Source organism: Streptomyces platensis (assembly GCF_008704855.1).
Taxonomy (GTDB): Bacteria; Actinomycetota; Actinomycetes; order Streptomycetales; family Streptomycetaceae; genus Streptomyces; species Streptomyces platensis.
Genome location: NZ_CP023691.1, coordinates 7,861,021 through 7,887,518, shown reverse-complemented (window position 1 = coordinate 7,887,518; position 26,498 = coordinate 7,861,021). Strand labels below are relative to the sequence as shown.

Sequence of the window (26,498 nt, the reverse complement as noted above, 5' to 3'; positions counted from 1 at the left end):
AGAGGTCACCTCCGCATGCCCAACTTCACCCTGCCCCGCACTGCCCGCCTCACCCGTACGCACAAGGTCTCCGCCGCGCTCGTGGCGACCGCGGGCTGCGCCGCCGCCCTGGCGTTCACCGCGGCACCCGGCAACGCCGCGACCACCACGGCCGCCGACGCGCCGGCCGCGGTCAAGCCGGTCAGCGCCAACGGCATGCCGCTCACCGCGAAGGACCGGGCCGACGACGGCAAGCAGGCCCGTGCGGTCGCCTCCTCCGTCGCCGCCGGCCTCAAGGTGGCCCCGGCCGAGAAGCAGAGCCACGCCGCCGAGCAGGCCGCCAACCGCTCCATCGAGCGCAAGGCCCTGGTCGCGCCGAAGGCCGCCCCGAAGGCCGCCCCCAAGGCCCCGAAGGCCCCGAAGGCCACCCCGAAGCGCTACGCGAACAACCTTGACGGCTGGATCCGCGAGTCGCTCGACATCATGAAGGCCAAGGGCATACCGGGCTCCTACGAGGGCCTGCACCGCAACATCATCCGGGAGTCCGCGGGTGACCCCAACGCGGTCAACGACTGGGACATCAACGCCATCAACGGCGTGCCCTCCAAGGGCCTGCTCCAGGTGATCCAGCCGACCTTCGACGCCTACCACGTCTCCGGCACCCCGCATAAGCTCACCGACCCGATCGCCAACATCACCGCAGCGGCCAACTACGCCGCGGACCGCTACGGCTCGATCGACAACGTCAACTCGGCCTACTGAGCCGGGGAGACGCGACCGTCAGGACGGTCGGAGCAGACTGATCCGGGAGCCGCGCCGCGGCCCCGAACACAGCAACGGCAGTGGCCCTGCCCGCATCCCGCGGGTGGGGCCACTGCCGTTGCCGTCTGCGTTCCGGCACCGGCGCCGGGCCTCGGCGCCGGAGCCCGCCGGTCAGTAGCGGTCGCGCCGGGGCAGGCCCTCGCCGAAGAGCGCGTCGAGAACCTCGGAGGCGATACGGAGTCCGTGCCGCTCCTTGGCCGTGAGGCGGTCCTGGTGGCGGCCATCGACCGGCGCCGCGGCGGCCGCACCGGTCGCGAGGAAGCCGGTGACGAGAAGACCGGTGAGCACGACGGAAATACGACGGAGCATAAGGATGTCCCTACGGTGAGTGCTGACGGTGTGCGCTGCCACCTTCCGGGGGCGGCGGGCCCGGAGTCATGCGACAGCTCCGGGGGCTGCTGCGAACGGACCAGCGGCACCGCCGTATTGCCGTAGCGGAGCTTGCACCAACGGCCGAGCAGGTCCCGCCGTCTCCTGCTCCGCACCGCGGTAAAAAAAACCGGCCGTGTCCGATCGTGAATCAGGGCACAATTGCCGCTCTTTTGGCCGCCGCCACAGTGCCCTGCGCCACATTTACGGATTACCGGCCCGCGCGGCCGTGCCCACACCCGGCCGAATTCGCTGCGACCTGCGTCCGAACCGGCGCCGGACCGCGCTAATTCCGGTGTGAGCCAGGCAACTTATGGACGGGGGGCGAGCGGCCTTTGAGGCCGTTATCGGGTGACCCGAGGCACGCGATGTATGTCACTTACGAACCTGCCTAGTCGATACCCATGCGCCCATTCCGGGTCAACGGCGCCGGGAACGCTTACCACTTCCGCGATACGGGTTTATCTCACGAAGATGAGTAGTACAGAGCACCATTGCCTCGATTCGGGACCGGCGTTAACCATGGATTCCGACGCACCGAGAGCGAGTTTGCGGTTCACGCCCCACGGCGGACGCAACAAAGACCTCCGGTTCGTTACGCGCCGCCAAAAAGGCCGCCTCCCCGTCCCCAGTACCTGGAAGAGGTCACTCTGCATGCCCAGCTTCACCCTGCCCCGCGCTGCCCGTATCACCCGCATCACCCGTACCCACAAGGTCGCCGTGGCCGTTCTGGCCGCCGCGGGTGCCACCTCGGGCCTGGCCCTCACCTCCGCCCCGGACACCGCTCAGGCCGCTTCTGAGCACGCCCCCGCCGCGGTCAAGCCTGTCAGCGCGAAGGGTCAGCCGGCCAAGGCGGACGACGTCAAGACCGGCCGCCCGGTGACCGCCTCGGTCGCCGACCACGTGAAGGTCACCGCCGTCGAGAAGCAGCACAGCGCCCAGCAGGCCGCCAACCGCTCCGCCGAGCGCAAGGACGTCAAGGAGTACCCGAACAACCTTGACGGCTGGATCCGCGAGTCCCTGGACATCATGAAGGCCAAGGGCATCCCCGGCTCCTACGAGGGCCTGCACCGCAACATCATGCGGGAGTCCGCCGGTGACCCCAACGCCGTCAACGACTGGGACATCAACGCGATCAACGGCGTGCCCTCCAAGGGCCTGCTCCAGGTGATCCAGCCCACGTTCGACGCCTACCACGTCTCCGGCACCCCGCATAAGCTCACCGACCCGATCGCCAACATCACCGCAGCGGCCAACTACGCGGCCGACCGGTACGGCTCGATCGACAACGTCGACTCGGCCTACTGAGCCGACGGAGCAGAAGAGCCGTCACGGCACCCGAGGCCGGCCGAGCCAGATGAGGCGAGGGATATGACGGACCACACAAGCGAGCCGGCAGGCTCGGCATAGAGCAGCTTGCGAAGCGGCGGAATGGCGCGTTCGCCGCTGCGCGGTGGAGCGGGTCCCGGCGGTGCCGGGGCCCGCTTCGCTCTGTCGTGCGACCGGGAGGCCCGGAACGGGGGCGTGGGGATTCCGTTTCCGCCCGCCGGACGGGTGAGATGCAGGGCCGGTCGGCGGACTGACGGGTCATTGGGTCATAGAGTCAGGCGGTTCTGCGTATATGTCTCTTATCGGCAGGATTCTGCTCAAAAGCTGCCGAACCTGACTCAACCGAAGGCCTTCGGAGGCATGCGATGCCCTTGCGCAGATCCGGTCCGGCCCGCCGTACAGTCCCCCTTGCGGCCGGAACTCTCGTTTCTCTTCTCTCCGTGCTCGCTCTGCCCCTCGCGCTGCCCGGCTCCGCCACGGCGTCGGATGCCGAGAAGAGACCCGCCCACCCCGAACAGGACTGGATGGGTTCCACGATCATGGCCCATGAGGGCGGCGACCGGGCGGCGGCCGGCGGTTCCGGGGCGCGGGCCTGGTCCAGAAGAGGCGTATCCGGCGTCGACGTCTCCAGTCACAACAAGAAGGTCAGCTGGTCCTCGCTGCGCAGGTCCGGGGTGCGTTTCGCGTACGTCAAGGCCAGCGAGGGGACCAGCTACACGAACCCGTACTTCACGCAGCAGTACAGGGGCTCGTACCACTCCGGCATGATCCATGGCGCCTACCACTTCGCCCTGCCCGACCACTCCAGCGGAGGCTCCCAGGCGCGGTACTTCGCCGACCACGGCGGCGACTGGTCCGCGGACGGCAGGACGCTGCCCGGCGCGCTCGACATGGAGTACAACCCCTACGGCGCCACCTGCTACGGCAAGAGCCACAAGGCGATGGTCAACTGGATCCGCGACTTCACGCGGACCTACCGGGAGGAGACCGGCCGCCACGCGGTCATCTACACCTCCACCAACTGGTGGAAGAAGTGCACCGGCAACTCCGGAAAGTTCGGCCGGACGAACCCGCTGTGGATCCCGCGCTACGGCTCGTCCGTGGGCGCACTGCCGGCCGGCTGGCGCTTCCACAGCATCTGGCAGCACACCTCCTCGGGCCATATGGTCGGCGACCGGAACCGTTTCAACGGCTCGTTCACCCGCCTCCAGGTCCTCGCTGACGGCAACTGACACCACCCGCAACGGCCGGTCCCCGGCGCGCCCCCCGCGGCGCCGGGGACCGGCCGTTTCCGTGGCGCGGCGACGGTCGGGCACCGTTTTTGGACAACTGCTCCGGGATGACCGCGAATTCTTGCCGCGGTACAACCATCCACGGCCGAGCGCTGTCCAACACTGCGAAATGACCACGCGACGCAGTTCACCCAACGGGGGGTTTTCCATGAAGCGTTCTCGTGCCATCGCAGGAGCCGCGGCACTGGCCGTGGCCGGTATCGCCACGATGGCGACGGCCACCACCGCGTCCGCCGCACCGGCGGCCGCCGCCACGTACAACGGAGCCTGCGGAAGCGGCTACAGCGTAGTGAATTCCGTACCGGTCACCGGAAAGGGGACCGTGTACCTGACGTACAGCGCCAAGACCGGAAAGAACTGTGTCGTGACGGTGCGGAACAGCCCCGGCAAGAAGGTGTACATGTACACCTATCTCACGGCCACCGACGGCAGTTCCGACTGGGTTTACGACAGCGGTCAGTACACCTCGTACGCCGGTCCCGTCTATCTGCCCGGAAAGGGCATCTGTGTGGACTGGGGCGGCGCGATCGAGTCGGTCAGCGTCAGCGTTTCCGGCTCCAACTGCGGCCGGATGGCGGCCGGTGTGGTGACACACCACTGATCCCCCACGACGGCGGGTTCCCGGGCAGCGTCCGCCCGGGAACCCGCCGTCGGCGTATCACGGGGCGGGGCGTGGAACTCAACTCACGTGCCCGTGCGCCTACTTGGCGAGCTCGGCGTGCGGCGCGATCACGCCGGACGGCTCCGGTGCTCGGCCGCCGCGGCGGCCGCGATGTTGCGGGCCATGCCTCCGAACACCGCGGCATGGAAGGGGGAGACGGCCCACCAGTAGGCGTGGCCGGTCAGTCCGTGCGGGTGGAACAGGGCCCGCTGGCCGTAGAGCGTACGGCCGTCGGCGTCGCGGCCGACCGTCAGTTCCAGCCAGGCCAGGCCCGGGAGCCGCATCTCGGCGCGCAGCCGCAGCAGCCGGCCCGGCTCGACCTCCTCGACGCGCCAGAAGTCGAGCGAATCGCCGACCCGCAGCCGGCCGGCGTCCCGTCGGCCGCGGCGCAGCCCCACCCCGCCGACCAGCCGGTCCAGCCAGCCGCGCACCGCCCAGGCGAGCGGCAGGGAGTACCAGCCGTTGTCGCCGCCGATGCCTTCGACCACCCGCCACAGCGCCTCGGGCGGGGCGTCGACGGCCCGCTCCCGCCGGTCGGTGTAGAGGCTGCCGCCGGCCCAGTCGGGGTCGGTCGGCAGCGGGTCGCTCGGTGCTCCGGGCACCGCGGCGTTGGACCAGCGGGTGGCGACCTCGGCGTCCCGTACCCGGCGCAGCGCCAGTTCCAGCGCGTCGTCGAAGGCGATGGGGTGGCCCGGCGGGTCCGGGTCGGGGACGTAGCGGGCGATGTCGTGCTCGTGGCAGACGACTTCGTGGCGAAGCGATTCGGCGAGCGGGCGGGCCAGGCCGGGCGGCACAGGGGTGACCAGGCCGATCCAGAGGCTGGAGAGGCGCGGGGTGAGCATCGGCACGGGGAGGATCAGCCGTTCCGGCAGCCCGGCGACCCGTGCGTAGCGCTGCATCATGTCGCGGTAGGTGAGGATGTCGGGTCCGCCGATGTCGAAGGCCCGGCTGACGTCTCCGGGGAGGCGGGCGCAGCCCACCAGATAGCGCAGCACATCGCGGACGGCGACCGGCTGGATGCGGGTGCTCACCCAGCTGGGGGTGACCATGACCGGCAGCCGCTCGGTGAGATAGCGCAGCATCTCGAACGAGGCCGAGCCGGAGCCGATGATGACGGCGGCGCGCAGTACGGCGGTGGGGACGCCGGACGCCAGCAGGATGTCCGCGACCTCGGCACGGGAGCGCAGGTGGGGCGACAGTTCCTGCTCCGGGATGCCCTCAGGGGTGAGGCCGCCGAGGTAGACGATGCGGCGGACGCCGGCGGCGCGGGCCTGCCGGGCGAAGATCTGTGCGGCCCGGCGGTCGGTGTCCTCGAACCGGCTGCCACTGCCCAGGGCGTGCACCAGGTAGTACGCGACCTCGACACCGGCCATCGCGGTCCGGACCGAGTCCTCGTCGGTGACGTCGCCGCGCAGCACCTCCGTCAGCCCGGCCCAGGGGTGATCGCGCAGCTTCTCCGGTGTCCTGGCCAGTGCCCGTACGGCGTATCCGGCGGCCAGCAGCTCGGGGACCAGTCGGCCGCCGATGTAGCCGGTGGCGCCGGTGACCAGGACGCGCGGGGGTGCCGTGGGGTGCCGCCTGGCGCCTGTGCCGGCCATCCGCGCGGCCTCCTCCGGGCTCGGTAGCAGCGTGATCAGCCTGCCCGCCAAGTCTGTCACCGGTTCCGCCACCGGGCATCACGGCGCGGGTCAGCGGGTGTCCGGCCGGGCCGTCCTGATCAGGTGCACCTGGCGCAGCGGGCGGAGCGTGCGGTCCGGGTCGGGCTGCCAGCCGTGCTCCGCGGCGACCTCCTATGTGGGACGCCTGGGACGTGGACGCCTTCTACCGCAATGTCGTCACCGATCTGACGGGCGCGGACGAGGTCGTGCTCGGCGCGGTGTCCGGGGAGACGGCGACGGTGCGCGTCACCCCGGACCTTCGGCGCCTCCCGGGTGGTGCAGACACTGACGCCGGCACGCGGACAGCGGCGGCTGGATCTCGGCACCGAGGTCGACTGGCACAAGACCGAGAAGTTCCCTGCGGATGTGGCTGCGCCCGTTCCAGATCGTGACCGTACGGCTGACCCGGGCGGACGGCCGGTAGCGGGCGGACGGGGGGCGGAGCGCCCGGGGCGTGGGTTACGCCCGGGGCCCGCCCCATCGCGACCGGGCGTCCCGGCGCAGCTCCGGCCGCCGCTCACGTCCCGAGCCGCGCCCGTTGCCCGGGCCGCCGCCACAGTCCTGGTCGCGCCCCCTCTCATGGCCGTACGCCGCCTCATGGTCCGGATCACGGCTCGGATCCAGGCCCAGCATGTCCATCAACAACGACAGGTCGTCCGCGTTCCGCGCATGGCCGGCCAGCGCCTTCCTGGCGAGCCGTCGTTCCTCGTCACACGGCACGGCGCGCGGCGCGGGGTCCTCGGCACTGCGGTGTTCATCGCTCACCGCTGCATTCTCGGCCGGACCACGGGACCGTGCCCGTCGAGCGAGCCGGGGACCGCCCCGTGGAAACCGCCCGGGAGACGCTGCTCCATACGGGTGGCACGAGCCCCGCGGCCCGGCTCGCGGCATGGGAACCCGCGGCCCCCCTTTTCCCTCTTTATGAGCACTTGATCGTGATCACTCAGCCGCGGAGTCCCCTGTGAAACGCCCCCATGCCGTCGTGCTCGCCGCCGCGCTCGCCGTCTCCTCCGTGCTGCTCGCCGGCTGCTCGGACGCCGGTCAGCCGGTCGACTTCGATGCCGGCGGGAAGGGCGACGGCGCCGCGCGGGCCAAGCCCGTCGACGACGACACCCTGATGCCGACCGGCCCGAAGAGCGACTTCCGTATCACCCGGACACTGGACGACGGCACCCATATAGCGCGGGCGACGCTGCACGGCCAGAAATCCGGCGTCACCGGAAGCGTCTGGGTCTGGGCTCCCAAGGAATACGGCGACCCGAAATACGCCAAGAGCGGATTTCCGGTGCTGATAGCCCTGCCGGGCGGTCTGGGCAGCCCCAAGGAACCCGGCGGGGTCACGAATTACTGGGTCGGCGGCGATATCGAGCTGCAGGAGAACCTCACCCGGTGGACCGAGGCGGGCAAAAGCCTGCCGTTCCTCGTGGTGATGCCGATGCTCAACCCGGACACCCACTATCACGACGCCAGCGATATACCCGGCAGCCAGAAGATGGGGACCTGGCTGACCGAGGACGTCGTCCAGCTGGCCCGGGCCAACTTCCGTACCTTCAAGTCCCGCGACGGCTGGGCCTTCATGGGGTCGTCCTCGGGCGGCTTCGCCGGGCTGAAGTCGGTACTGAAGCACCCGGACAAGTTCAAGGCGGCGATAGCCAGCGGCCCGGATCTGGCGCCCGATTCGCCGTTGTGGACGGGCCACCAGGCGGAGAAGGACGCCAACGATCCGGCGAAGCTCGCCCAGGGCCTGCTGCGGAAGGGCGGTCCGGACGTCTATCTCGCCTTCCAGGCCGGCTCCAGGGAGTCCGGCAAGGTCATCGCCCCCATCAACCGCTTCCGGCAGACCTACGGCAAGGGCCCGATCCACACCGCCCTACAGATCATCCCCGACGGCCGGCACAACGCCTGGGACTACCAGAAGGGCATGGCGGCCGGTTCGATCAAGTTCATCAGCGACCGGATGAAGGCCCCGGTCCCGAGCGGTTCCTGAACGGGGCGCCCCGACGGCCGGGGCCCCAGCGGCGCCCCTGGTGCGCGGATGCAGATCGTCTGGGAGGGGGTGATGCTGGAGTCGTGGGGGACCTTCGTGAGGAGGACGCATCATGTCCATGATGGACAAGATCAAGAGCATGTTGAAGGGCCACGAAAGCCAGACGGACAAGGGCATCGACAAGGCCGGCGACATGGCCGACGACAAGAGCCAGGGCAAGTTCAAGGGCCAGGTGGACACCGGCCAGGAGAAGCTCAGGGACGAGTTCGGCGGCGGGAAGGGCCCGGATCAGCCACCGCGGCCCTGAAACACAGCCCTGAACCGGCGGCGGCCACCGCCGCCCCACCGCTTACGCCGTACGGATGAGCACCGCGTGGTCCGCCCCGGCCGCGCGCCACACGACGGTGCCCGCCCCGGGGGTCGGGAGCGGGCACCGAGGGGCGAGTCGCCCGGACCTACGCCAACCGGATCTTCTCCGCCTGGGGGCCCTTCTGGCCCTGGGTGACCTCGAAGGTCACCTTCTGGCCTTCCTGGAGCTCGCGGAAGCCCGTGGCGTCGATGTTCGAGTAGTGCGCGAAGACGTCGGCGCCGCCGCCGTCCTGGGCGATGAAACCGAAGCCCTTCTCCGAGTTGAACCACTTCACGGTGCCTGAAGCCATATTCCGTCTCCTTCGTTCAATGGGCTCGAATCGGCTTCCGCGTGCTGCGGAACCCGGAGGTGATCGCCCTGGCCCGGAGACGCGCTACACAGCAAGGACGCCCGTGAAGGCGACACGGGCGTCCGGCACTTCGGAACCACGACAGCTGATCAGGACGCTACACCGAGCAACGCCCGGCAGGCCGCACAACCGTGGCTGACGCGTCGCCCTTCACCGGGCAAGGCCATCGGCTGTCCTCCGTCTTCCTGACCGATCGGATGGATGTACGACAGCCGGCGGCAGGGGACGGCCTCAGACGGACCCGGACCCGGACTCGCTCTCCCCGCTCGCGTTCGCGGTGCGCCGGCGCCGCCACAGCACGGTGCCGAGCCCGGCGGCGCCGATGACCGCGACGGCGCCGGCCGCGGACAGGAACCACCAGTTCCGCGTGAACAGCACGCCGTCCGTCTGCGCCGCAATCCCGGCCTTGTGCAGCGGCACCGGCCGCGGCCGGTGGGCGACGGGCCGCGGTTCACCGGTGAGCTCATCGCGCTCCATGGCGGGGAGCACGCCGACGGCCGCGGCCCGGGGAGCCGCCTCGAAGCCCCAGTCCAGCAGGGCGCGGGTCTCCTCGTAGACGGCGTTCCGGCCGCCGGACTGCGGATTCATGAGGGTGACCAGCAGCGTCCGGCCGTCGCGCCGGGCGGCGGCGATCAGGGTGTTGCCGGCATGGGTCGTATAGCCGTTCTTCACCCCGATCAGGCCGTCGTACGGTCTGACGCCGTGTGAGCCGACCAGCAGCCGGTTGGTGTTCTGGATGGTGAACGAGTCCGGGCCGCCCTCCTGCGGGAGTTGGGCCCGCTTCGTCGAGGCGAAGTGGGCGAAGTCCGCGTTGGTCAGCCCGGCCTGCCCGAAGAGCGTCAGATCGTAGGCGGACGAGACCTGTCCCGGTGTGTCGAAGCCGTCCGCGGACGCCACCCGGGTGTCGCGGGCGCCGAGGCGGCGGGCGGTCTCCTGCATATCGTCGATCGTCTTGCGCCAGCCGCCGTTCATGCTGGCCAGGGTGTGCACCGCATCGCTGCCCGAGCTGAGGAACACGCCACGCCACAGGTCGGCGACCTGGTAGGGCATGTCCTCCCTGAGGCCGGCCAGGGAGCTGCCCGACTCGATCCCGGCCAGGTCCTCCAGGGAGACCGTGTGCACCTCGCCCTGGGAGAACTTCGGCAGCACCGTCAGGGCGAAGAGCGTCTTGAGGGTGCTGGCGGGTGGCAGCGGCCGGTGGACGTCCTTGGCCGCGAGGACCTTGCCGCTCGCCAGGTCCGTCACCATCCACGACAGGGCGGTGACCTCCGGCAGCTCGGGCACGTCCGGCCGGGGCCGGAACTGCACTCCGCGCCCGTCCAGCCGGCTCTCGGCCTCGGCGGGTTCGGCCGTGTGCGCCGCGGGCCGCAGGTCGTCGATGCCGTGCGGGCCATCGGCGGCTGCCTGACCGGGCGCGGCCCACAGGCCCGCGGCACAAACGGTGGCGGCGGTAGCGACTCTGACGGAGGCCCAACTCACGCTAGACATGTGGCCCACGCTAGAAACGACCGCGGCCGCGCGCTGGTTGGCCTACTCCATCCGATGCGCGGGCGCCCCGACTGCCGTAGGCGGTGGGCCGGGCCCGGCGACATGACCGCCGGGCCCGGCCGGAAGGGCTACCAGATCTTGCCGACCCATTCGGGGTGGTCGATGAACGGGTTCCTGTTGTGCTGGTACTTGTCGAATATCACCTGGTTGCGGTGCTTTTCGAAGGTGTCCGGCGGGTCCTGCTCGCTCCACTTCTTGAGGACGGAAAGCCGGCCGATATGCGGCTGGGTGCCGTTGTCGACGTTGTCATTGGGCTCCAGATCGGGGAATCCGTCGCCCCCGTCATAGCGGACGGCCATGTACAGGATCATGCGGGCGACATCGCCCTTGACCGCGTCCCGGGGCTCGAAGGAATCGTCGTCGCTGAAGTTGCCGGGCGCCTCGTCGACCTTCGTGCCGCCGTTGTCGAAGTCCTTGTTGCCGCGGATGCTGTTGACGGACACATCCTCCGGGCGCAAATGGTGGATATCGGTACCGGGGCCGGTATCGGTACCGAAGTCACCGTGCGACTTCGCCCAGACGTGCTCACGATTCCAGTCGTCCGGGTTGCCGCCGTTGGCGTCCTTGCTCTGCGAACGGCCGGTGTACAGCAGAATGACATTTCCGCTGTTGTCCGGGTCCTGGTCGGTTTCCTTGAGGGCGTCCCAGACCTGGTCGTACGTCAGCTTTCCGGTCTGAGTGGTGCTGATGATCCGGTGCAGCGCGTCCTTGAGTGCCTGGCCGGTCTTGCCCTCGGCGTCCTTGTAGTACGTGTCGTCATACGACGTACCGTCAGCCGTGCCGGCGGACCGGGACGCATGCTGAGCTGCGGATGCGGCAGCGGCCCGGTGCGGTGCGGCCTGACCGGCCGTCGCATTCGCCGGAATTTGTGCGACCACCGCCGTCAATGCCGTGCCACCGGCGAGCGCCAGCGCGATACGGGCGCGACGGGTCACGCGTTTGTTGTCCACGAGGGGTGTCCTCTCCCCGAATTGTGGCGCCGAGTCGTGAAAATGTGGGGCACGACCGGCACCGGCCGTTGGGAGCGGCCGTTAACAGCTTTCCATCGCAGTAATCACCACAGTGTGAACACCTGGGGAGAGTTATGTGTCCGCCCCGTGGCAATCACCGAATTCACCAGAAAATGCCGCCGGTTCGCCAAGGGCCGTGCGCTGTCGGCGAGTTGAATGCTTTCGGCGCGGCGGGGCCGGTCCCGCGGCCGCCGGGGGCGAGCAGTTCGGCCAGCCGATGGGCCGCAGCGGCGAAGTCCGGGTGATGAACGACCGCCACGGCGGTGCGGAGGTCGAACGAGACGAGGACGGCGGCAGCCCTTGAGCCCATCGGGTGAACTCACGCACCGTGCGCAACCGAACAGGCGCCGCCCGGCTTCCGGAGAAGTGACAGCCGCATTCTCCGAATCCCTTGGATTCTTCGGACCGTGAGTTGTGGAGGCCCCATGGCGCACTTTCGCCCCACTCCCCCGCCGTACGGCGTGACGCCGGATTATGTGCTCGCTCCCCCGCGCCCCGAGGAACGCCTCGGCGCGCCCATGGATCCGCAGGGGGCGCCGCCCCCGTCCCGTGTGGACCATGTGCTGCCGCCGCCGCGCCCTGAGGACCGGCTTTCCTTCGGCCCCCGGCAGCCGCAGGACCGCCCGTTCCTGCCCCCGCGCCCCGAGGAGCAGCGGCAGGGGCCGGTGGCCCTGCCCGATCGCCGGCGGCAGGACCTCCAGGCGGCGCTGACCGCGGCCGGTGTGGCTCCGACGGACGGGGACCTGGCCGCTCTGGCGCAGATCGCGGCCCTGGGCGACACCACGGCCGGTGCCGTCATCAACTGGCTCGGGACCGCCGCACGCGCGTCATGGCCACGGCCGCACGCGGTGTGAGCGGCCGGCCGGCCCGCCACCGGCCCGGGGCTCACCCCGGGCCGTTCCCGGCCGACGGGACGCGGCGGCGGGCAGCGGGCGGGCGCGGTCCGGGTCGAGGAGCGGGGCGAGCAGATCGCCGTACCGGGCACAGCGGGGCTCGATCTCGTCGAAGAGAAAGGTGAGTTGCCGCGGCTCAGTGCATCCGGCGATCTCGTCCCAGGTGACCGGGGCGGAGACGGTGGGGGTGGCACGGGCGCGCAGGGTGTAGGCGACCGCGGTGGTCTTGGCGGCGGCGTTCTGGGAGAAGTCGATGAAGACCTTGCCGGGGCGCAGCGCCTTGGTCATCTTGTGCACGACCAGGTCCGGGAGGGCCGCCGCGGCCTCGACGGCGAGGCTTCTGGCGTAGGCGGTGGTCCGCTCGGACGGCGTGGGCTCGACGGGCACGATGAGGTGCAGGCCCTTGGAGCCGCTGGTCTTGGCGTAGACATCGAGGCCGTCGGCGGCCAGCCGGTCGTGCAGCCACTGTGCCGCGGTGCAGCACTCCACGATGGTGGCCGGGGCGCCGGGGTCGAGGTCGAAGACGAGCCGGTCGGCGATGCCCGGCGCCTGCCGGGTCCACTGCGGGGTGTGCAGTTCGACGACCAGGTTGGCGGCCCAGACGAGCGCGGGCAGGTCCTGGAGCAGCACCTGCCGGGTGGGCCCCGACCTCGAATGGGGGACCTCGCACGTCGTCACCCAGGAGGGCGTGCCGGGCGGAACGTTCTTGGTGAAGAAGCGCTGGCCGTCCGGCCCGTCGGGGTAGCGCAGGAAGGAGAGCGGCCGGTCGTGGAGGTGGGCGAGCAGCGGGCCCGCGGTGGTGGTGCAGTAGTGCAGCACCTCACCCTTGGTGGTGCCGGTCTCGGGATAGAGGACCTTGTCCAGGTTGGTCAGCGAGAGGCGCCGCCCCTCCACGACGGTGATCGGCGACATACGATGAGAATCCCACACAAGGGATGAAATATGCGTTCTATATGGAATGGGTCCATATCGTTCGGTCTGGTCACCATCCCCGTGAAGACCTACAGCGCCACCGACCGCACCTCGTCGGTGTCCTTCGTGCGCATCCACGAGAAGGACGGCGCGCAGATCCAGTACCGGAAGATCTGTGAACTGGACGGCGAGGAAGTCCCGAACGAGGAAGTCGGCAAGGGCTACCAGGCGCCGGGCGACGACACCATCGTGCCGATCACCGACGACGATCTGTCCCGGCTGCCGATGCCCACCGCCAAGACGCTGTCCATCCTCTCGTTCACCGACCCCGACGAGATCGACCCGCTCCAGATGGACAAGGCCTACTACCTGGGGCCCAACGGGGCGGCCGCCACCAAGCCGTATGCGCTGCTGCGGGAGGCGCTGGAGGACCACCGCAAGGTCGCGATCGGCAAGGTGGCGATGCGGGGGCGGGAATCCCTGGCGATGCTGCGGGCGCACGACGGGGCGCTGGTGATGCATACGCTGCTGTGGCCGGATCAGATCCGGCCCGTCACCGGTGTGGCCCCCGACGATGTCGAGCTCCGCGAGAACGAGCTGACGCTGGCCGAGACCCTGATGGACTCCCTGGGCGAGCTGGACCCCGCCGAACTCCACGACGACTACCGCGAGGCCGTCGAGGAGCTGGTGGCCGCCAAGCTGGAGGGCGAACCGGTCGCCCCCGCCGCGTCGGGCACGTCCGGGGCCCAGGTCATCGATCTCACGGCGGCGCTGGAGAAGAGCGTGCGGGCGGCCCGGGGCGGCGGGGAGGCCGACGCGGAGGCGGAGTCGGCGTCCGTGACGCCCATACGGGGGCGGAAGACGGCGAAGAGAGGCGAGGCGGAGCGGGGCGCCGCCAAGAAGGCTCCGGCGAAGAAGGCGGCAGCTGCCCCGAAGGCGGCCGGCGGCCGGGCGAAGGGCACTTCGACGGCCAGGAAGACCGCGTCCGCCGGCACTTCCCAGAAGAGCACGGCCTCGAAGAGCACGTCGACGAAGACCACATCGAAGAGCACCGCGTCGAAGAGCGCCACCAAGAAGGCCACCGCCAAGAAGACGGCGGCCAAACAGACCGCGGCCAAGAAGACGGGCAAGAGGTCGTCCGCGTAGGGCCGTCGGGCCGCCCTACCGGCGGGCGTCCGTTCTAGAGTCTTGGTATGGCTTCAGACGAGGGGACCATCCGCATCGACAGCTGGATCTGGTCCGTACGGCTCACCAAGACGCGCTCGCTGGCCGCGGCCGCCTGCCGCGCGGGGCACGTACGGGTCAACGGCGAGCGGGTGAAGCCGGCCCATGGCGTGCGCAACGGTGACGAGGTGCGGCTGCGGCACGCGGGCCGGGAGCGGATCGTGGTCGTCTCGCGGCTGGTGCGCAAGCGGGTGGGCGCGGCCGTCGCCGCGGAGTGCTTCATCGACAACAGCCCGCCGGCCCCGCCGCGCGAGGAGATTCCGGCGCTCGGGCATCGCGACCGTGGTACCGGCCGTCCCACCAAGCGCGACCGCCGCGAGATCGACCAGCTGCGCGGCGGACGGTGATCCGGCCCGGCCGCTGCGAGCACGGGGGCGGGCCCGCACCGGCGGGTGCGGGCTACGCCGACGGCAGCGCGTCGAGATAGACCCACTGGCCACCCTCGCGGACGAAGCGGCTGTGCTCGTACTGGCTGTCGGCCTGGCCGTGCAGGCTGTAGTGGGCACGGAATTCCACGGTGCCTTCGGTGTGGAACGCGCTGCCGCCGGTCGTGCCGAGGATGTCCAGGCCGGTCCAGTGCTGCGCGGGTTCGAGGTCGAGGCCGGCCGGGCGGGTCGTCGGGTGCCAGGTGCGCAGCAGATATGCGGTGTCGCCGACGGCGAAGGCGCTGTAGCGCGAGCGCATCAGGCGCTCCGCCGTCGGGGCCGCGGCCTGCCCCTGATGGATCGGGGCGCAGCAGTCGCGGTAGGTCCCGGCGCGTCCGCAGGGGCACGGCGAGGCGGGGGTGACGGCGGCGGGGCGGCGGGGCTTGTTCTTCTGCTTCGACACCCCACGATTGTGCCGGGTCGGCGGGGCCGGTCCGCGACACGCCGAGCACACCCGGACCCGGCGCGCCCTGGAGCTGCACCCATTTAGGGAATTTCCCTGACAAATCACCCATTTGCAGCTTTTCGTGGCTTGATACGTACTGTGAGGCTGGAAGAGCTCATGGTGACCGTCCCCACCACCCAGGAGAGAACCCCCATGATTCTGTCCATTTCCGGCGTCGTCCTGCTCGGTGTCATCGTCTTTCTCTTCTTCCGGAAAGACGGCCTGAAGTTGTCCCACGCTCTGGTCTCCGCGCTCTTCGGGTTCTATCTCGCCAGCTCCGCCATCGCGCCCAGCATCAAAGCCGGCGGGGCGAGCCTGGCGAGCCTCCTCGGGGGGATCAAGATCTAGGGCCTGTAGCCGCCGTCCGCTTCCGGCGCACCGCCACGGGTCCCGCCCGAACGGGCCGCACCGGCTCCCGTCCGGGCGGCTCCGTGTGCCGCCCGCTCCCCGGCCCGCAGCCCCCGCCGATCCCCCACGACCACCGCACGAGCAACAGGAGAAGATGTGGCCCGGCGCCCCCTGCCCCGCATCCTGACCAACAGCGCACCACTTGCCCGTATGGCACACAGCGCCTCGCTCGCCCGCAGCCGCGAATTCGCGCGCAGCGCCGCCGACAGCGCCTCCGATGTGTTCCATCCGCTGATCACCATCGGCCGGGGGCTGCGCCGGCTGGGCGCGGCCGCCCGGGGACGCTGGGCCGACACCCCCAAGGATCAGCGCGGGCCGCTGGCGTTCTTCGTGGCCGCGTGTGTGCTGGTGGTGTGGCTGGTGCCGTACGGGCCGCTGCTCGCCCTGATCGGAGTGATGGGCGCGGGGGCCTGGGCGGGGCGGGAGCGGACGCCCGTGGTGACCGGCCCCAGCGAGGCCGAGACCGAGCGGCTGCGGGCGCTCTACGAGGCGCTGGTGCCCTACCTCTCCGCCGAGGGCGACCCCAGCCCGCTGTATGCGCACGGCGGGGACTGGGAGCGGGCCTTCGCCGAGTACGCCTTCGACGACAGCGGGCGGCTGGAACGGCTCCAGCTGAAGTACCCGGCGTACTTCACCGACGGTGAGGACCGGTCCCGGGTCCGCATCGAGCAGGTGCTGTACGCCAAGGCCGGCCGGGGCCGGGAGTACCGCTTCGCGTGGGACGAGCTGGCCAATCAGCTCACGCTGACCGTGCTGGACGCGCTGCCCACGGATATCGCCGCCCAGCGCTTCGTCACCTCGCCGGGCGAGACGGTGCTCGGGTTCACCGACCCGGACTCCGTACAGCGGACCCTGCCGGTCACCGGCGGGGAGGAGACCCGGGACGCCCCGCCGGTGGTCTGGCGTACCGGGCAGCGCTCCACCGAACCGCATCTGCTCGTCCTGGGGCAGCCGGGGACCGGCGCCACGACACTGCTGCGCTCGATCGCCCTCCAGGCGCTCCAGCACGGCGATGTGCTGATCATCGACGGCAGCGGCACCGGTGAGTACGGGTGTCTGGTCGGGCGCCCCGGCGTGCTCGGGGTGGAGAGCGGGCTGGCGGGGGCGCTGGCGACGCTGGAGTGGGCCTCGCACGAGACCGAGCGGCGGCTGATCGCGGGGAACCGTGCGCGGCAGGCCGGCGGGGCGGCGCCGGACGACACCCGGCGGCCGCTGTGGATCATCGCGGACCGTCCGACGGCGCTGTCCCATATCGCGGTCGCGGAGGAGCGGGACGATCCGCAGCGATGGCTACAGGTGCCGCTGCGGCACGGCCGGGCCGCCCAGGTCACCGTCGTCGTGGCCGACCAGTTCGAGACCGCCGAGCTGCTGAGCGATCCGGTGCGGGCGCACACCAAGGCGCGGGTGGTGCTCGGCCCCGCCACGGCGGAAGAGGTCCGGGCGGTGCTGGGGGCGCCGCCGCACACCACGCCGCCGGCGCAGGTGCCGCCGGGCCGGGGCTATGCGCGGCTGGGGAACGCGCCCGTGCTCCGGCTCCAGGTCCCGGCCACGCCCGATCCGCTCGACGACGCCACCGGCCAGGCACACCGGGAGGCGGTCACGGCGCTGCTGCCGGAGCACACGGCCCCGGCCGACGGGGCGGAGCCCGGCGAGCCGGTGACCGGCGGCAAGCGGATGGACGTCGGCAAGGCGGTGGCGGCCGGCCCGTCCGTGCGCGCCGAGGGAGCGGAAGCGGACGACGGGCCCCCGGCGGACGAGGGGCCCGCGGCGGCCGCGGCGGCACCTGAGGCCAAGGAGTCCGGGTCCACGGCCGAACCGTTGGGCGCGAGCACGCGGGTGCGGACCGACAAGGGCGGCGAGCCCCGGGTGATCAAGGGGTCGGTGGAGGCCGTGCGAACGGAGGGGTGAGTCCTTGGGGCGCACCCGCTCCTGACGGCCGCCCAGCCCTGAACTACGGGGCCGGCCCCGCCCGTCAGGCCACGAACGTGTGCCGCAGCTCCGCCTCCACCGGCGCACCCGTCGCCACCAGTCGCGCCGCACCGGCCAGCCGGACCGCGGCCTCGTCGGCCACCGCCCCATTGACCGTGAACGGCAGCCGTACGAAGCCCTCGAAGGCGCCGTCGACACCGAAGCGCGGGCCGGAGGGCACCCGTACGCCGAGCCGCTCCCCCGCCTCCGCGATCCGGGAGCCGGAGAGTCCGCCGGTCCGCGCCCAGAGGGTGAGGCCGCCGCGGGGCACGCTGAATTCCCAGTCGGGCAGATGCCGGTGCAGCGCCTCGACGATGGCGTCGCGATTCTCGCGGGCCTGCTCGCGGCGGATGCCGATGGCCTGCTCCCAGCCTCCGGTCTCCAGGAGCGAGGCGATGGCGAGCTGTTCGAGAACCGGTGAGCCCAGGTCGGAGTAGGCGCGGGCGGCGACCAGGCTGCGGATGATGTCAGGGGCGGCGCGCACCCAGCCGATCCGCATCCCGGCCCAGAACGCCTTGCTCGCCGAGCCGACGGTGATCACCGCACTGCCGGCCGGGTCGAACGCGCAGACCGGCCGGGGCTGTTCGGTGTCCTCGTCCAGCCGGAGCTCGGTCATGGTTTCGTCGACGACGAGCAGGGTGCCGGCCGACCGGGCGGCGTCGACGAGGCGGCGGCGCTGGTCCTCGGTGGCGAGGGTGCCGGTGGGGTTGTGGAAGTCGGCGACGACATAGGCCATACGGGGCGCCGCGTCGCGCATCACCTGGCGCCAGACGGGGATGTCCCAGCCGGCCAGCTTGTCCCCGAGGGCGACCGGTACGAGCCGGGCGCCGGCGTCCCGCATCAGCTGGAGGATGTTGGCGTACGACGGCGAATCGACGGCCACCCGCTCGCCGGGGCCGGTACAGAGCCGGCAGATCGCGGCGACGGCGCCCATCGCACCGGTGGTCACCATGATCTGTTCCGGCATGGTGGGGATACCGCGGGCGGTGTAGCGGTCCGCGAGGGCCTGCCGCAGGACGGGGAGCCCGGCCGGGTAGTCGCCGTGGGTGTGGGAATAGAGCGGAAGGTCGGCCATGGCGCCCTGGACGGCGCGGGTGAGCCAGGGCTCGGGGGCCGGGAGGGCGGCGCAGCCGAGGTCGATCATGGAGCCGGCGGCTTCCGGGGGCAGTGGTTCCAGACCGCGGGTGGGCAGTGGGTTGCCGGCCGGGACGGCGGTCCAACTGCCCGAGCCGCGCCGGGACTCCAGGAACCCCTCGGCGCGCAGCGCCTCGTAGGCGGCGGCGACGGTGGTGCGGCTGACGCCGAAGGCCGCGGCCAGTTCCCGCTCGGCAGGCAGCCGGGCGGCGACCGGTATCCGGCCTTCCAGCACGAGCAGGCGCACACCGTCGGCGAGGCTGCGATACGCGGGCAACCGGCGGCCGCCGACCGCGAGTTGGGCATCGCGCGGGTCCTGCGACCGGAGCAGCCGGGCGAGTTGGGCCGCGCCAACCGCTGAAGTCCACTGAGCCATGAAGATCAGTCCACCTTCCCCGAATTGGCTCTACTTCCCGAGCCCGGACACGCCACATGGTGTCATGCGTCGGTCCAATCCTGCCAGGAGGGGGAAAAGTCGTGTCCATGATCAGTGAGCCCGGCCCGCGGAGGATCCTGCCGGTGCGCCGCCTGGTCCAGCTCTATACGGGGCTGACGCTGTACGGCGTGAGCATGGGCCTGATGCTGCGGGCCGAGCTGGGGCTGGAGCCATGGAGCGTGCTGAACCAGGGCATATCCCGCCATACGGGGCTGTCGATCGGCACGGTCACCATCGTCTCCGGCGCGCTCATCCTGCTGCTGTGGATCCCGCTGCGCCAGCGCCCCGGCCTGGGCACGGTGTCCAATGTGGTGATCCTCGGGCTGGTGATGGACGCGACGCTGGCCTGGGTGCCGGAGCTGGATTCGCTGGGCGCCCGTATCCCGCTGCTGGCGGGCGCCGTCCTCCTGAACGGCGCCGCGACCGGGCTGTACATCTCCGCCGACTACGGCCCGGGGCCGCGCGACGGGCTGATGACCGGCCTGCACCGGCGGACCGGCCGCCCGGTGCGGCTGGTGCGGACCTGCATCGAGGTGACGGTGCTGGCGGCGGGCTTTGCGCTCGGCGGGTCCGTCGGCGTCGGCACGGTCGTCTACGCGCTGGCCATCGGCCCCCTGGCGCAGTTCTTCCTCCGCCGTTTCGCGGTCCCGGGCGCACCCGTGAAACCGTCCCCGGTGGTGGCCCGCGGAGAGGCTTCACCTGAGCCCGCCATACTGCCGGAGTGACCTCAGCGATACGCATCCGCCACGCCTATCTCGACCACCCCGGACCGCTCCCCTTCGCCCACCGGGGCGGGGACGCCGAGGGCCTGGAGAACACCGCCGCCGCCTTCCGGCGCGCGGTCGGCCTCGGCTACCGCTACCTGGAGACCGATGTGCACGCCACATCGGACGGCCGGCTCGTCGCCTTCCACGACGCGACACTCGACCGCGTCACGGACACCCGCGGCGCGATCGGAGAGCTTCCCTGGCAGGCGGTGCGCCGGGCCCGGGTCGGCGGCCGGGAGCCACTGCCGCTGTTCGAGGAGTTGCTGGAGGAGTTCCCCGAGGCGCGCTGGAACGTCGACCTCAAGGCCGAGGCCGCGCTGCCGCCGCTGCTGGACCTGCTCCGGCGCACCCGCGCCTGGGACCGGGTGTGCGTCGGCTCGTTCTCGGAGGCCCGGGTGGCGCGGGCCCAGCGGCTGGCCGGCCGGCGGATGGCGAGCTCGCTCGGCACCCGTGGGGTGGCCGGTCTGCGGCTGCGCTCATACGGCCGTGGAGTGCTGCCGCTCGACCGGCTGCTGGGCGCGGCGGTGCGGCGCAGCGCGGTCTGCGTCCAGGTCCCCGAGAAGCAGTCCGGCCTCCCGGTCGTCGATCCGCTGTTCCTGCGCGCCGCGCATGCGCTGGGCATGCAGGTGCACGTCTGGACGGTCAATGACGCGGATCGGATGACCGCCCTCCTGGATCTCGGCGTGGATGGCATCATGACCGATCACATCGAGACGCTGCGGACGGTGCTGACCGAGCGGGGGTGCTGGGTCTGAGCCGCCCGTGGGCCGTCGGCCGTCCGCCGCGGTGAACGGGGGCGGGATGACGAGGACAGGCGTGCACGGCGCACCGGCGGAGGCTCTGGACGAGTCGGCCGACCGGCGCCGCGAACAGCGCGGCTGGTACTGGTACGACTGGGCCAACAGCGTCTACTCGACGACGGTCCTGACGGTGTTCCTCGGGCCGTACCTGACCTCGGTGGCGAAGGCCGCCGCGGACGCGCACGGCTATGTGCACCCGCTGGGCCTCCCGGTACGCGCGGGCTCCTTCTATGCGTACACGGTGTCCGCGTCGCTGCTGCTGTCCGTAGTGGCGATGCCGCTCGCCGGGGCGCTGGCCGACCGGACCGGCCGCAAGAAGCCACTGCTGGGCTGCTGCGCCTACGCGGGCGCGGCGGCGACGGCGGGGATGTTCTTCCTGGCCGGCGAGCGCTATCTGCTGGGCGGGGCGCTGCTGATCATCGCGAATGTGTCGTTCGTGGTGTCGATGATGCTCTACAACTCCTTCCTGCCGCAGATCGCCCGGCCCGACGAACGGGACGCGGTCTCCTCCCGGGGCTGGGCCTTCGGCTACGCGGCCGGGGCACTGGTCCTGGTCGCCGATCTGGCGCTCTACGGCAAGCACGAAGCCCTCGGCATATCCGAGGGCACCGCGGTGCGCATCTGCCTGGCGTCGGCGGGGCTGTGGTGGGCCACCTTCGCGCTGATTCCGCTGCGCCGGCTGCGCGACCGGCGAACGGCCGCCGCCCAAGCGCCCGGCACCTCGCCCCGCCAGGGATGGCGGCAGCTGCGGGAGACGCTGCGCGGGATGCGCCGCCACCCCCTCACCCTGTCCTTCCTCCTGGCCTATCTCGTCTACAACGACGGGGTTCAGACGGTGATCACCCAGGCGTCCGTATACGGCTCCGAGGAGCTGAAGCTGGACCAGACGACGCTGATCGTCGCGGTCCTGCTGGTGCAGGTGCTGGCCGCGGCGGGTGCCCTGCTGATGGGCCGCTTCGCCAGGCGGTACGGCGCACAGCGGACGATCCTGGGCTCGCTGGTGGCCTGGGCGCTGACCCTCGCGGCCGGGTACTTCCTGCCCGCGAAGGCGCCGCTGTGGTTCTTCGCGCTCGCCGTGGGCATCGGGCTGGTCCTGGGCGGCAGCCAGGCGCTGTCGCGTTCGCTGTTCTCGCATCTGGTGCCGCGCGGCAAGGAGGCGGAGTATTTCTCCGCGTACGAGATCAGCGACCGGGGTGTGAGCTGGCTGGGACCACTGGTGTTCGGGGTGGCCTATCAGCTCACCGGGAGCTACCGGGACGCGATCGTGTCCCTGGTGGCGTTCTTCGCAGTCGGTTTTGTCCTGCTGGCGCGGGTCCCGGTGGGCCGGGCGATCGAGGCGGCCGGAAATCCGGTACCTGACCGGATTTAGCCTCCGGGGGTGCGGGGCGGTAGTGTACGCCTTTGGCTCACCAGGCGGACCGTTACTGCGCGCTCAAGCATGGCAGGCGCTGGGTGACATCTGCTGCCAGATGTGACAAACCGGGCGCCGGTGGGTACAACAAGGGGCGGCACGAAGGTAGGCAGCGGCGCACAGCGCCTCCGTCAATGGCGGTGGTGGGCGACGGGTGGGCTCATATCCCGAATTCGGGAATCTTCACCGCCGACCGGACGTTGACCGGATGACGACGACAGCGACACCTGTCCTGTGGGCGACAAGCCCGGGAGGCACGATTCATGAGTGAGCGAGCTCTCCGCGGCACGCGACTCGTGGTGACCAGCTACGAGACCGACCGCGGCATCGACCTGGCCCCGCGCCAGGCGGTGGAGTACGCATGCCAGAACGGACATCGATTCGAGATGCCGTTCTCGGTTGAGGCCGAGATTCCGCCGGAGTGGGAGTGCAAGGTATGCGGTGCACCCTCTCTTCTGGTGGATGGCGACGGCCCCGAGGAGAAGAAGGGTAAGCCCGCGCGTACGCACTGGGACATGCTCATGGAGCGACGCACCCGCGAGGAGCTCGAGGAGGTGCTGGCCGAAAGGCTGGCCGTCCTGCGCTCCGGCACCATGAACATCGCCGTGCATCCGCGCGACAGCAACCGCAAGTCCGCCTGACAACGGACCTGCGCCAAGCAAGTACGCAAGGGCCGGGGCCACTGCATCACGCAGTGGCCCCGGCTTTTGTCGTCTCCGCGGCCGGGCCCCGACGCGCTCAGCCGGTCAGCCGGTCAGCCGGTCAGCCGGTCAGCCGGTCAGCGGCGGATCCTGGCGGCGCGGGGCCGGTGGCTCGTCGTCGCGGATGACCTCGCCCTGGACGACCTTGCCGTCCGGCCGGTGCATCCGGGCCTGCTGGAACGCGTCACCGAACGAGCCCGGGGCGTAGCCGGCCCGCCGGGACAGCAGCTTCTCGGCGCGGCGCTGCATCAGCTTCCCGGTCGGCGGGAAGAGGCAGAGCAGCCCCAGGGCGTCGGACACCAGTCCCGGCAGCATCAGCAGCAGCCCGCCGACCATGGGGAGCGTATTGCCGCTGCCCGACTTGTCGTTGCCGGATCTGCCGTTGCCGGACGAGGAGTTACCGGCCGGGGAGTTGCCGGACGCGGCCGGATCGCCGGCGGTCTGAAAGCTCTCGGTGAGGTTCCGCCAGGCGCGACGGCCGGCCCGCTTGGTCACATAACCGCCGACGATCACACCGGCGACCAGCAGAAGCAGCACCGTCAGGCCGTTGGTGGCACCGGCGACGACGGTCAGCAGCCAGATCTCCAGCACCATCCAGGCGGCGATGCCCAAGGGGACGAACCTTCGGGCGCGCGAACGCTGGGGCGGGCGGGGACTCGGCGATGGCGTGGCTCCGAACGTCATGCCTCAAGTGTGCCTGGCCCGTCCGGCCGCTTTTCCCAAGGGTCGCCGGAGAGATCAACTCCCGGCGGCCGGGCGGTGGCGGGCCGGGCGTCAGCGGCCGCGGAGCTTGTCCACCCGTGAGCCGACGCCCCAGGCCGTGACGCGCCACAGCGCCTCCACGACGATGTCGCGGCTCATCTTGCTGTCGCCGTACTCACGCTCGACGAAGGTGATCGGGACCTCGACGACGTGATAGCCGGCCTGCACGGCGCGGCGGGCGAGGTCGACCTGGAAGCAGTAGCCCTGGGAGGCGACATCGTCCAGGCCCAGCCCCTTGAGGGCCTGCGCGCGAAAGGCCCGGAAGCCACCGGTGACGTCGCGCAGCGGCAGATCCAGCGCCAGCCGGGAGTAGGTGCTGCCGCCGCGGGAGATCAGCTGGCGGTACTTGGGCCAGTTGACGGTACGGCCGCCGGGCACCCAGCGCGAGCCGAGGACGAGATCGGCTCCCTTGAGGGCGGTGAGCAGCCGGGGCAGTTCCTCGGGCTGGTGCGAACCGTCGGCGTCCATCTCGACCAGCACGCCGTAGCCGTTGTCGATGCCCCACCGGAAGCCCGCGAGATAGGCGGCGCCGAGGCCTTCCTTGCCCTTGCGGTGCAGGACGTGGATCTGGTCGTCCTCGGCTGCCAGCTCATCGGCCAGCTTGCCGGTGCCGTCGGGGCTGTTGTCGTCCGCGACCAGGACATGGGCCTCGGGGACGGCGGACCGCACCCGCGAGACGATCGGCTTGATGTTCTCCGCCTCGTTGTACGTCGGAATGATCACCAAGGTGGTGCCGAGCGGACCGTACTGCCGCTGACCGTCTGTCACTGCTGCCCCTTCTCGTCCTTCGTACGCCCACGCCGGCCGATGACTGCCGCGGCGGCGCAGGAGAGGAGGCCCACGATAGCGAGCGCCCACTCCGGAGCGGCGCCGACGCGGTCGGCGAGCGTCGTTTCGTCCCGCAGCGGGATCCGCGCGGAGACCACGCCCTGGGTGAACTCGGGGATCCGGTGGGTGATCGTGCCGTCGGGGGCGACGACCGCGCTGATTCCGCTGGTGGCGGCGGTGACCACGGCGCGGCCGTGTTCGACGGCGCGCAGCTTGGACATCGCCAGCTGCTGCTCGGGCTGGCCGGTGCGGCCGTAGGTGGCGTTGTTGGTCTGGATGACCAGGGCGCGGGCGCCGGCGTTGACGGTGTCGTGGACGATCTGGTCGTAGGCGACCTCGAAGCAGATGACGTCGCCGAGCCGGGCGGGGCCGACCTTGAGCACGCCGGTGTGGTCGCCGGGGTAGAAGTTGCGGGTCACCCGCTGGAACCGCGTGATGATCTTGCTGAGCTGCTCCTTGAACGGCACAAACTCACCGAACGGCACCGGGTGCTGCTTGGTGTAGGAGGCGCCCGGCCCCTTCTTCGGATCCCAGACGATGCCCTCGTTGAAGACATAGCCCTCCTTGGTGGGGTGATCCACCAGGGCGCCCACGAGGACGGGCACGTTGACGGCCTTCACGGCCTCGTCGATCCGGTCGTACGCCTGCGGGTACTTGAACGGATCGAGGTCGGAGGAGTTCTCCGGCCAGATGACCAGGTCCGGCTTCCTGACCCGGCCGGCCTTGACGTCCGCGGCGAGCTTCTCGGTGGCGGTGGCGTGGTTGTCGGTGATCATCATGGGGCGGCCCAGGAAGTCCATACCGGGTGACTGGACGTTGCCCTGGACGACAGCGATGTCAACGGTGTCATCGGCCTTGGTGGGCACGGGCACCAGCACACCGGCCGCGGTGATCGCGGCGGCGAGTCCGAAGGCCTCCACGGCCGGCACGGCCCGGCGCAGCGACCCGTTCCCGCGCAGCCCCCAGAGGGTGGCGGCGCAGGCGGCGAGCAGGGCCCCGGCCAGCGCGACGGCGAAGGTCACCAGCGGGGCGCCGCCGAGCGCGGCGAGCGGGGTGAACGGCGAACCGGTGTTGGCGAACGCCAGCCGGCCCCACGGGAAGCCACCGAGCGGCAGCCGGTCGCGGGCCCACTCCTCGGCGACCCACAGACAGGCGGTCCACACCGGCCAGACCGGCAGCCGGGAGGTGACGGCGAGCGCCGCGCCCAGCAGCGCGACGAAGAACGCCTCGGCGATCGAGAGGCCCACCACCGCGTCCCAGCCGACGACGTGCAGCCACTTCAGCAGGATCAGGAAGAACGGCAGCCCGAACGCGAAGCCCGTCCAGGCGCCCTGGCGGGCGGTCCGGCCGCGGGTCAGCAGCGACAGCGCGGCGACGGACACCAGGGACAGCGGCCACAGGTCGTACGGCGGGAAGGCGAGTCCGAGCACGAGACCGGCGACGACCGCGAGGCCGGTGCGCGGCGCCTCACGGCGGGCCAGTGCGGCGAGCCGCCGGGCACGTCCGGGGCGGGCGGGCGCGGCGGCCGGGGAGTCCGTCCCGGCGGGGAGCACCGGGCCGTCGGGCGTGCTGCCGCTGACGGCTTCTTCGGTGGTGTCGGAGCCCGATGGCACGGTCGCGAGCCTTCCTGCAGGTCGTGGTGGTGAGCTGACCGTACATCGGGAGGCCGGGGTTACGGATGCGGGGTGCACAAAACGTCAAGGGGCGTCCGGGGAGGGCGCAGAGATGCGGTGCGGTGCGGATAGGGGCCCGGCGCCCTTCGGGCCGACCTGGGACCCGCTGGCTGCGGGTCGACCGAGAGCCGTTGTCTACTGAGCGTCCGGGCCCCACCCGGGTCGCACCCGCCGGCCGGCCGAAACCTTCCGTCGCCCCGTGTCGCGGGTCCTGGACCTGGCTCCCAGTGGCGGAGTGCCCCAGTGGCGCACCGCCCCATGGCCCAGCTGCGTTCGACGACTGCGCGGAGATCTACCGGTCGGACGTCCTGTGGTGGACTCGGCCGAACCTACCGGC

27 protein-coding genes and 1 pseudogene are annotated in these 26,498 nt (G+C 71.2%); 16 read left to right on the top strand and 12 right to left on the bottom strand.

What is annotated here, in order from left to right; all coding sequences use genetic code 11:
• The first annotated feature begins 15 nt into the window (after positions 1–15).
• Complete coding sequence (locus tag CP981_RS34790) at positions 16–741, top strand: transglycosylase SLT domain-containing protein (protein ID WP_085922217.1); 726 nt, start codon at positions 16–18, stop codon at positions 739–741.
• A gap of 171 nt (positions 742–912) precedes the next feature.
• On the opposite strand, the gene CP981_RS34785 is transcribed toward CP981_RS34790, so the two are convergent.
• Positions 913–1,110 (bottom strand): hypothetical protein, encoded by a 198-nt coding sequence (locus tag CP981_RS34785; protein WP_085922218.1) that lies wholly within the window; start codon positions 1,108–1,110, stop codon positions 913–915.
• Between the two features lie 714 nt (positions 1,111–1,824).
• Between CP981_RS34785 and CP981_RS34780 the strand changes: the two genes are divergently transcribed.
• The 3 genes from CP981_RS34780 (at position 1,825) to CP981_RS34770 (ending at position 4,392) form a co-directional block, all read left to right on the top strand.
• A complete protein-coding gene (locus CP981_RS34780) occupies positions 1,825–2,478 on the top strand; it encodes a transglycosylase SLT domain-containing protein (protein ID WP_085922219.1) in 654 nt (217 codons plus the stop codon).
• A 386-nt stretch (positions 2,479–2,864) separates the two neighbouring features.
• Entirely contained in the window at positions 2,865–3,731 is an 867-nt protein-coding gene (locus tag CP981_RS34775; protein WP_085922220.1) for a lysozyme, read from the top strand.
• Positions 3,732–3,939: 208 nt separating this feature from the next.
• Entirely contained in the window at positions 3,940–4,392 is a 453-nt protein-coding gene (locus tag CP981_RS34770; RefSeq protein ID WP_085922221.1) for a spore-associated protein A, read from the top strand.
• A gap of 128 nt (positions 4,393–4,520) precedes the next feature.
• Here CP981_RS34770 and CP981_RS34765 read toward each other — a convergent pair whose 3' ends face one another.
• On the bottom strand, positions 4,521–6,050 hold the full coding sequence (locus CP981_RS34765; RefSeq protein ID WP_085922222.1) for an SDR family oxidoreductase: 1,530 nt from the start codon (positions 6,048–6,050) through the stop codon (positions 4,521–4,523).
• Between the two features lie 155 nt (positions 6,051–6,205).
• On the opposite strand from CP981_RS34765, the pseudogene CP981_RS39020 reads away from it, so the two are divergent.
• A pseudogene (locus tag CP981_RS39020) lies at positions 6,206–6,485 on the top strand (glycoside hydrolase family 38 C-terminal domain-containing protein); the annotation flags it as partial.
• Positions 6,486–6,569: 84 nt separating this feature from the next.
• Here CP981_RS39020 and CP981_RS34755 read toward each other — a convergent pair.
• On the bottom strand, positions 6,570–6,875 hold the full coding sequence (locus CP981_RS34755; RefSeq protein ID WP_085922223.1) for a hypothetical protein: 306 nt from the start codon (positions 6,873–6,875) through the stop codon (positions 6,570–6,572).
• A gap of 196 nt (positions 6,876–7,071) precedes the next feature.
• Between CP981_RS34755 and CP981_RS34750 the strand changes: the two genes are divergently transcribed.
• A complete protein-coding gene (locus CP981_RS34750; protein ID WP_085922224.1) occupies positions 7,072–8,097 on the top strand; it encodes an alpha/beta hydrolase in 1,026 nt (341 codons plus the stop codon).
• 112 nt (positions 8,098–8,209) lie between these two features.
• A complete protein-coding gene (locus tag CP981_RS34745) occupies positions 8,210–8,404 on the top strand; it encodes an antitoxin (protein WP_085922225.1) in 195 nt (64 codons plus the stop codon).
• A gap of 148 nt (positions 8,405–8,552) precedes the next feature.
• On the opposite strand, the gene CP981_RS34740 is transcribed toward CP981_RS34745, so the two are convergent.
• The 3 genes from CP981_RS34740 to CP981_RS34730 all read right to left on the bottom strand — a co-directional run bounded on the left by CP981_RS34740 (position 8,553) and on the right by CP981_RS34730 (position 11,314).
• Entirely contained in the window at positions 8,553–8,756 is a 204-nt protein-coding gene (locus CP981_RS34740) for a cold-shock protein (protein ID WP_085922226.1), read from the bottom strand.
• A 291-nt stretch (positions 8,757–9,047) separates the two neighbouring features.
• Complete coding sequence (locus CP981_RS34735) at positions 9,048–10,304, bottom strand: D-alanyl-D-alanine carboxypeptidase family protein (RefSeq protein ID WP_085922227.1); 1,257 nt, start codon at positions 10,302–10,304, stop codon at positions 9,048–9,050.
• A gap of 128 nt (positions 10,305–10,432) precedes the next feature.
• Entirely contained in the window at positions 10,433–11,314 is an 882-nt protein-coding gene (locus tag CP981_RS34730; RefSeq protein WP_085922228.1) for an endonuclease I family protein, read from the bottom strand.
• Between the two features lie 485 nt (positions 11,315–11,799).
• Here CP981_RS34730 and CP981_RS34720 point away from each other — a divergent pair, with 485 nt between their 5' ends.
• Positions 11,800–12,228 carry a hypothetical protein gene (locus CP981_RS34720; RefSeq protein WP_143658796.1) on the top strand — a complete coding sequence of 143 codons (429 nt, stop codon included), beginning with the start codon at positions 11,800–11,802 and terminating at the stop codon, positions 12,226–12,228.
• Here the strand turns inward: CP981_RS34720 and ligD are convergent.
• Positions 12,202–13,179, bottom strand: a complete 978-nt coding sequence (gene ligD, locus CP981_RS34715; RefSeq protein ID WP_244329931.1) for a non-homologous end-joining DNA ligase — start codon at positions 13,177–13,179, stop codon at positions 12,202–12,204. The two genes, CP981_RS34720 and ligD, sit on opposite strands and share 27 nt — an antisense overlap.
• 30 nt (positions 13,180–13,209) lie before the next feature.
• Between ligD and ku the strand changes: the two genes are divergently transcribed.
• Complete coding sequence (gene ku, locus CP981_RS34710; protein WP_085922230.1) at positions 13,210–14,325, top strand: non-homologous end joining protein Ku; 1,116 nt, start codon at positions 13,210–13,212, stop codon at positions 14,323–14,325.
• Positions 14,326–14,372: 47 nt separating this feature from the next.
• A complete protein-coding gene (locus CP981_RS34705; RefSeq protein ID WP_085922231.1) occupies positions 14,373–14,750 on the top strand; it encodes an RNA-binding S4 domain-containing protein in 378 nt (125 codons plus the stop codon).
• A gap of 52 nt (positions 14,751–14,802) precedes the next feature.
• Here CP981_RS34705 and CP981_RS34700 read toward each other — a convergent pair whose 3' ends face one another.
• On the bottom strand, positions 14,803–15,231 hold the full coding sequence (locus CP981_RS34700; protein WP_085922232.1) for a YchJ family protein: 429 nt from the start codon (positions 15,229–15,231) through the stop codon (positions 14,803–14,805).
• A gap of 195 nt (positions 15,232–15,426) precedes the next feature.
• Between CP981_RS34700 and CP981_RS34695 the strand changes: the two genes are divergently transcribed.
• Both CP981_RS34695 and CP981_RS34690 read left to right on the top strand, forming a co-directional pair.
• Positions 15,427–15,621: a hypothetical protein gene (locus tag CP981_RS34695; RefSeq protein WP_018092434.1), complete on the top strand. Its 195-nt coding sequence runs from the start codon at positions 15,427–15,429 to the stop codon at positions 15,619–15,621.
• A 156-nt stretch (positions 15,622–15,777) separates the two neighbouring features.
• Positions 15,778–17,589, top strand: coding sequence for a hypothetical protein (locus tag CP981_RS34690; RefSeq protein ID WP_085922233.1), 1,812 nt, complete (start codon positions 15,778–15,780; stop codon positions 17,587–17,589).
• A gap of 64 nt (positions 17,590–17,653) precedes the next feature.
• On the opposite strand, the gene CP981_RS34685 is transcribed toward CP981_RS34690, so the two are convergent.
• Positions 17,654–19,159, bottom strand: a complete 1,506-nt coding sequence (locus tag CP981_RS34685) for an SCO1417 family PLP biosynthesis transcription factor (protein ID WP_085922234.1) — start codon at positions 19,157–19,159, stop codon at positions 17,654–17,656.
• A 107-nt stretch (positions 19,160–19,266) separates the two neighbouring features.
• Here CP981_RS34685 and yczE point away from each other — a divergent pair, with 107 nt between their 5' ends.
• The 4 genes from yczE to CP981_RS34665 all read left to right on the top strand — a co-directional run bounded on the left by yczE (position 19,267) and on the right by CP981_RS34665 (position 22,838).
• Positions 19,267–19,944 carry a membrane protein YczE gene (gene yczE / locus CP981_RS34680; RefSeq protein WP_244330105.1) on the top strand — a complete coding sequence of 226 codons (678 nt, stop codon included), beginning with the start codon at positions 19,267–19,269 and terminating at the stop codon, positions 19,942–19,944.
• On the top strand, positions 19,941–20,741 hold the full coding sequence (locus tag CP981_RS34675; protein WP_085922235.1) for a glycerophosphodiester phosphodiesterase family protein: 801 nt from the start codon (positions 19,941–19,943) through the stop codon (positions 20,739–20,741). The genes yczE and CP981_RS34675 overlap by 4 nt, the downstream gene beginning before the upstream one ends.
• 46 nt (positions 20,742–20,787) lie before the next feature.
• On the top strand, positions 20,788–22,155 hold the full coding sequence (locus tag CP981_RS34670; RefSeq protein ID WP_085922236.1) for an MFS transporter: 1,368 nt from the start codon (positions 20,788–20,790) through the stop codon (positions 22,153–22,155).
• Between the two features lie 305 nt (positions 22,156–22,460).
• On the top strand, positions 22,461–22,838 hold the full coding sequence (locus CP981_RS34665; RefSeq protein WP_026170122.1) for an RNA polymerase-binding protein RbpA: 378 nt from the start codon (positions 22,461–22,463) through the stop codon (positions 22,836–22,838).
• Positions 22,839–22,967: 129 nt separating this feature from the next.
• Here CP981_RS34665 and fxsA read toward each other — a convergent pair whose 3' ends face one another.
• From fxsA to lnt, 3 genes are all read right to left on the bottom strand, one after another.
• Positions 22,968–23,582: an FxsA family membrane protein gene (fxsA, locus tag CP981_RS34660; RefSeq protein WP_085922237.1), complete on the bottom strand. Its 615-nt coding sequence runs from the start codon at positions 23,580–23,582 to the stop codon at positions 22,968–22,970.
• A gap of 90 nt (positions 23,583–23,672) precedes the next feature.
• Positions 23,673–24,428 (bottom strand): polyprenol monophosphomannose synthase, encoded by a 756-nt coding sequence (locus tag CP981_RS34655; protein ID WP_085922238.1) that lies wholly within the window; start codon positions 24,426–24,428, stop codon positions 23,673–23,675.
• Positions 24,425–26,101 (bottom strand): apolipoprotein N-acyltransferase, encoded by a 1,677-nt coding sequence (gene lnt, locus CP981_RS34650; RefSeq protein WP_085922239.1) that lies wholly within the window; start codon positions 26,099–26,101, stop codon positions 24,425–24,427. Before lnt ends, CP981_RS34655 begins: the two co-directional genes overlap by 4 nt.
• Positions 26,102–26,498 lie beyond the last annotated feature (397 nt).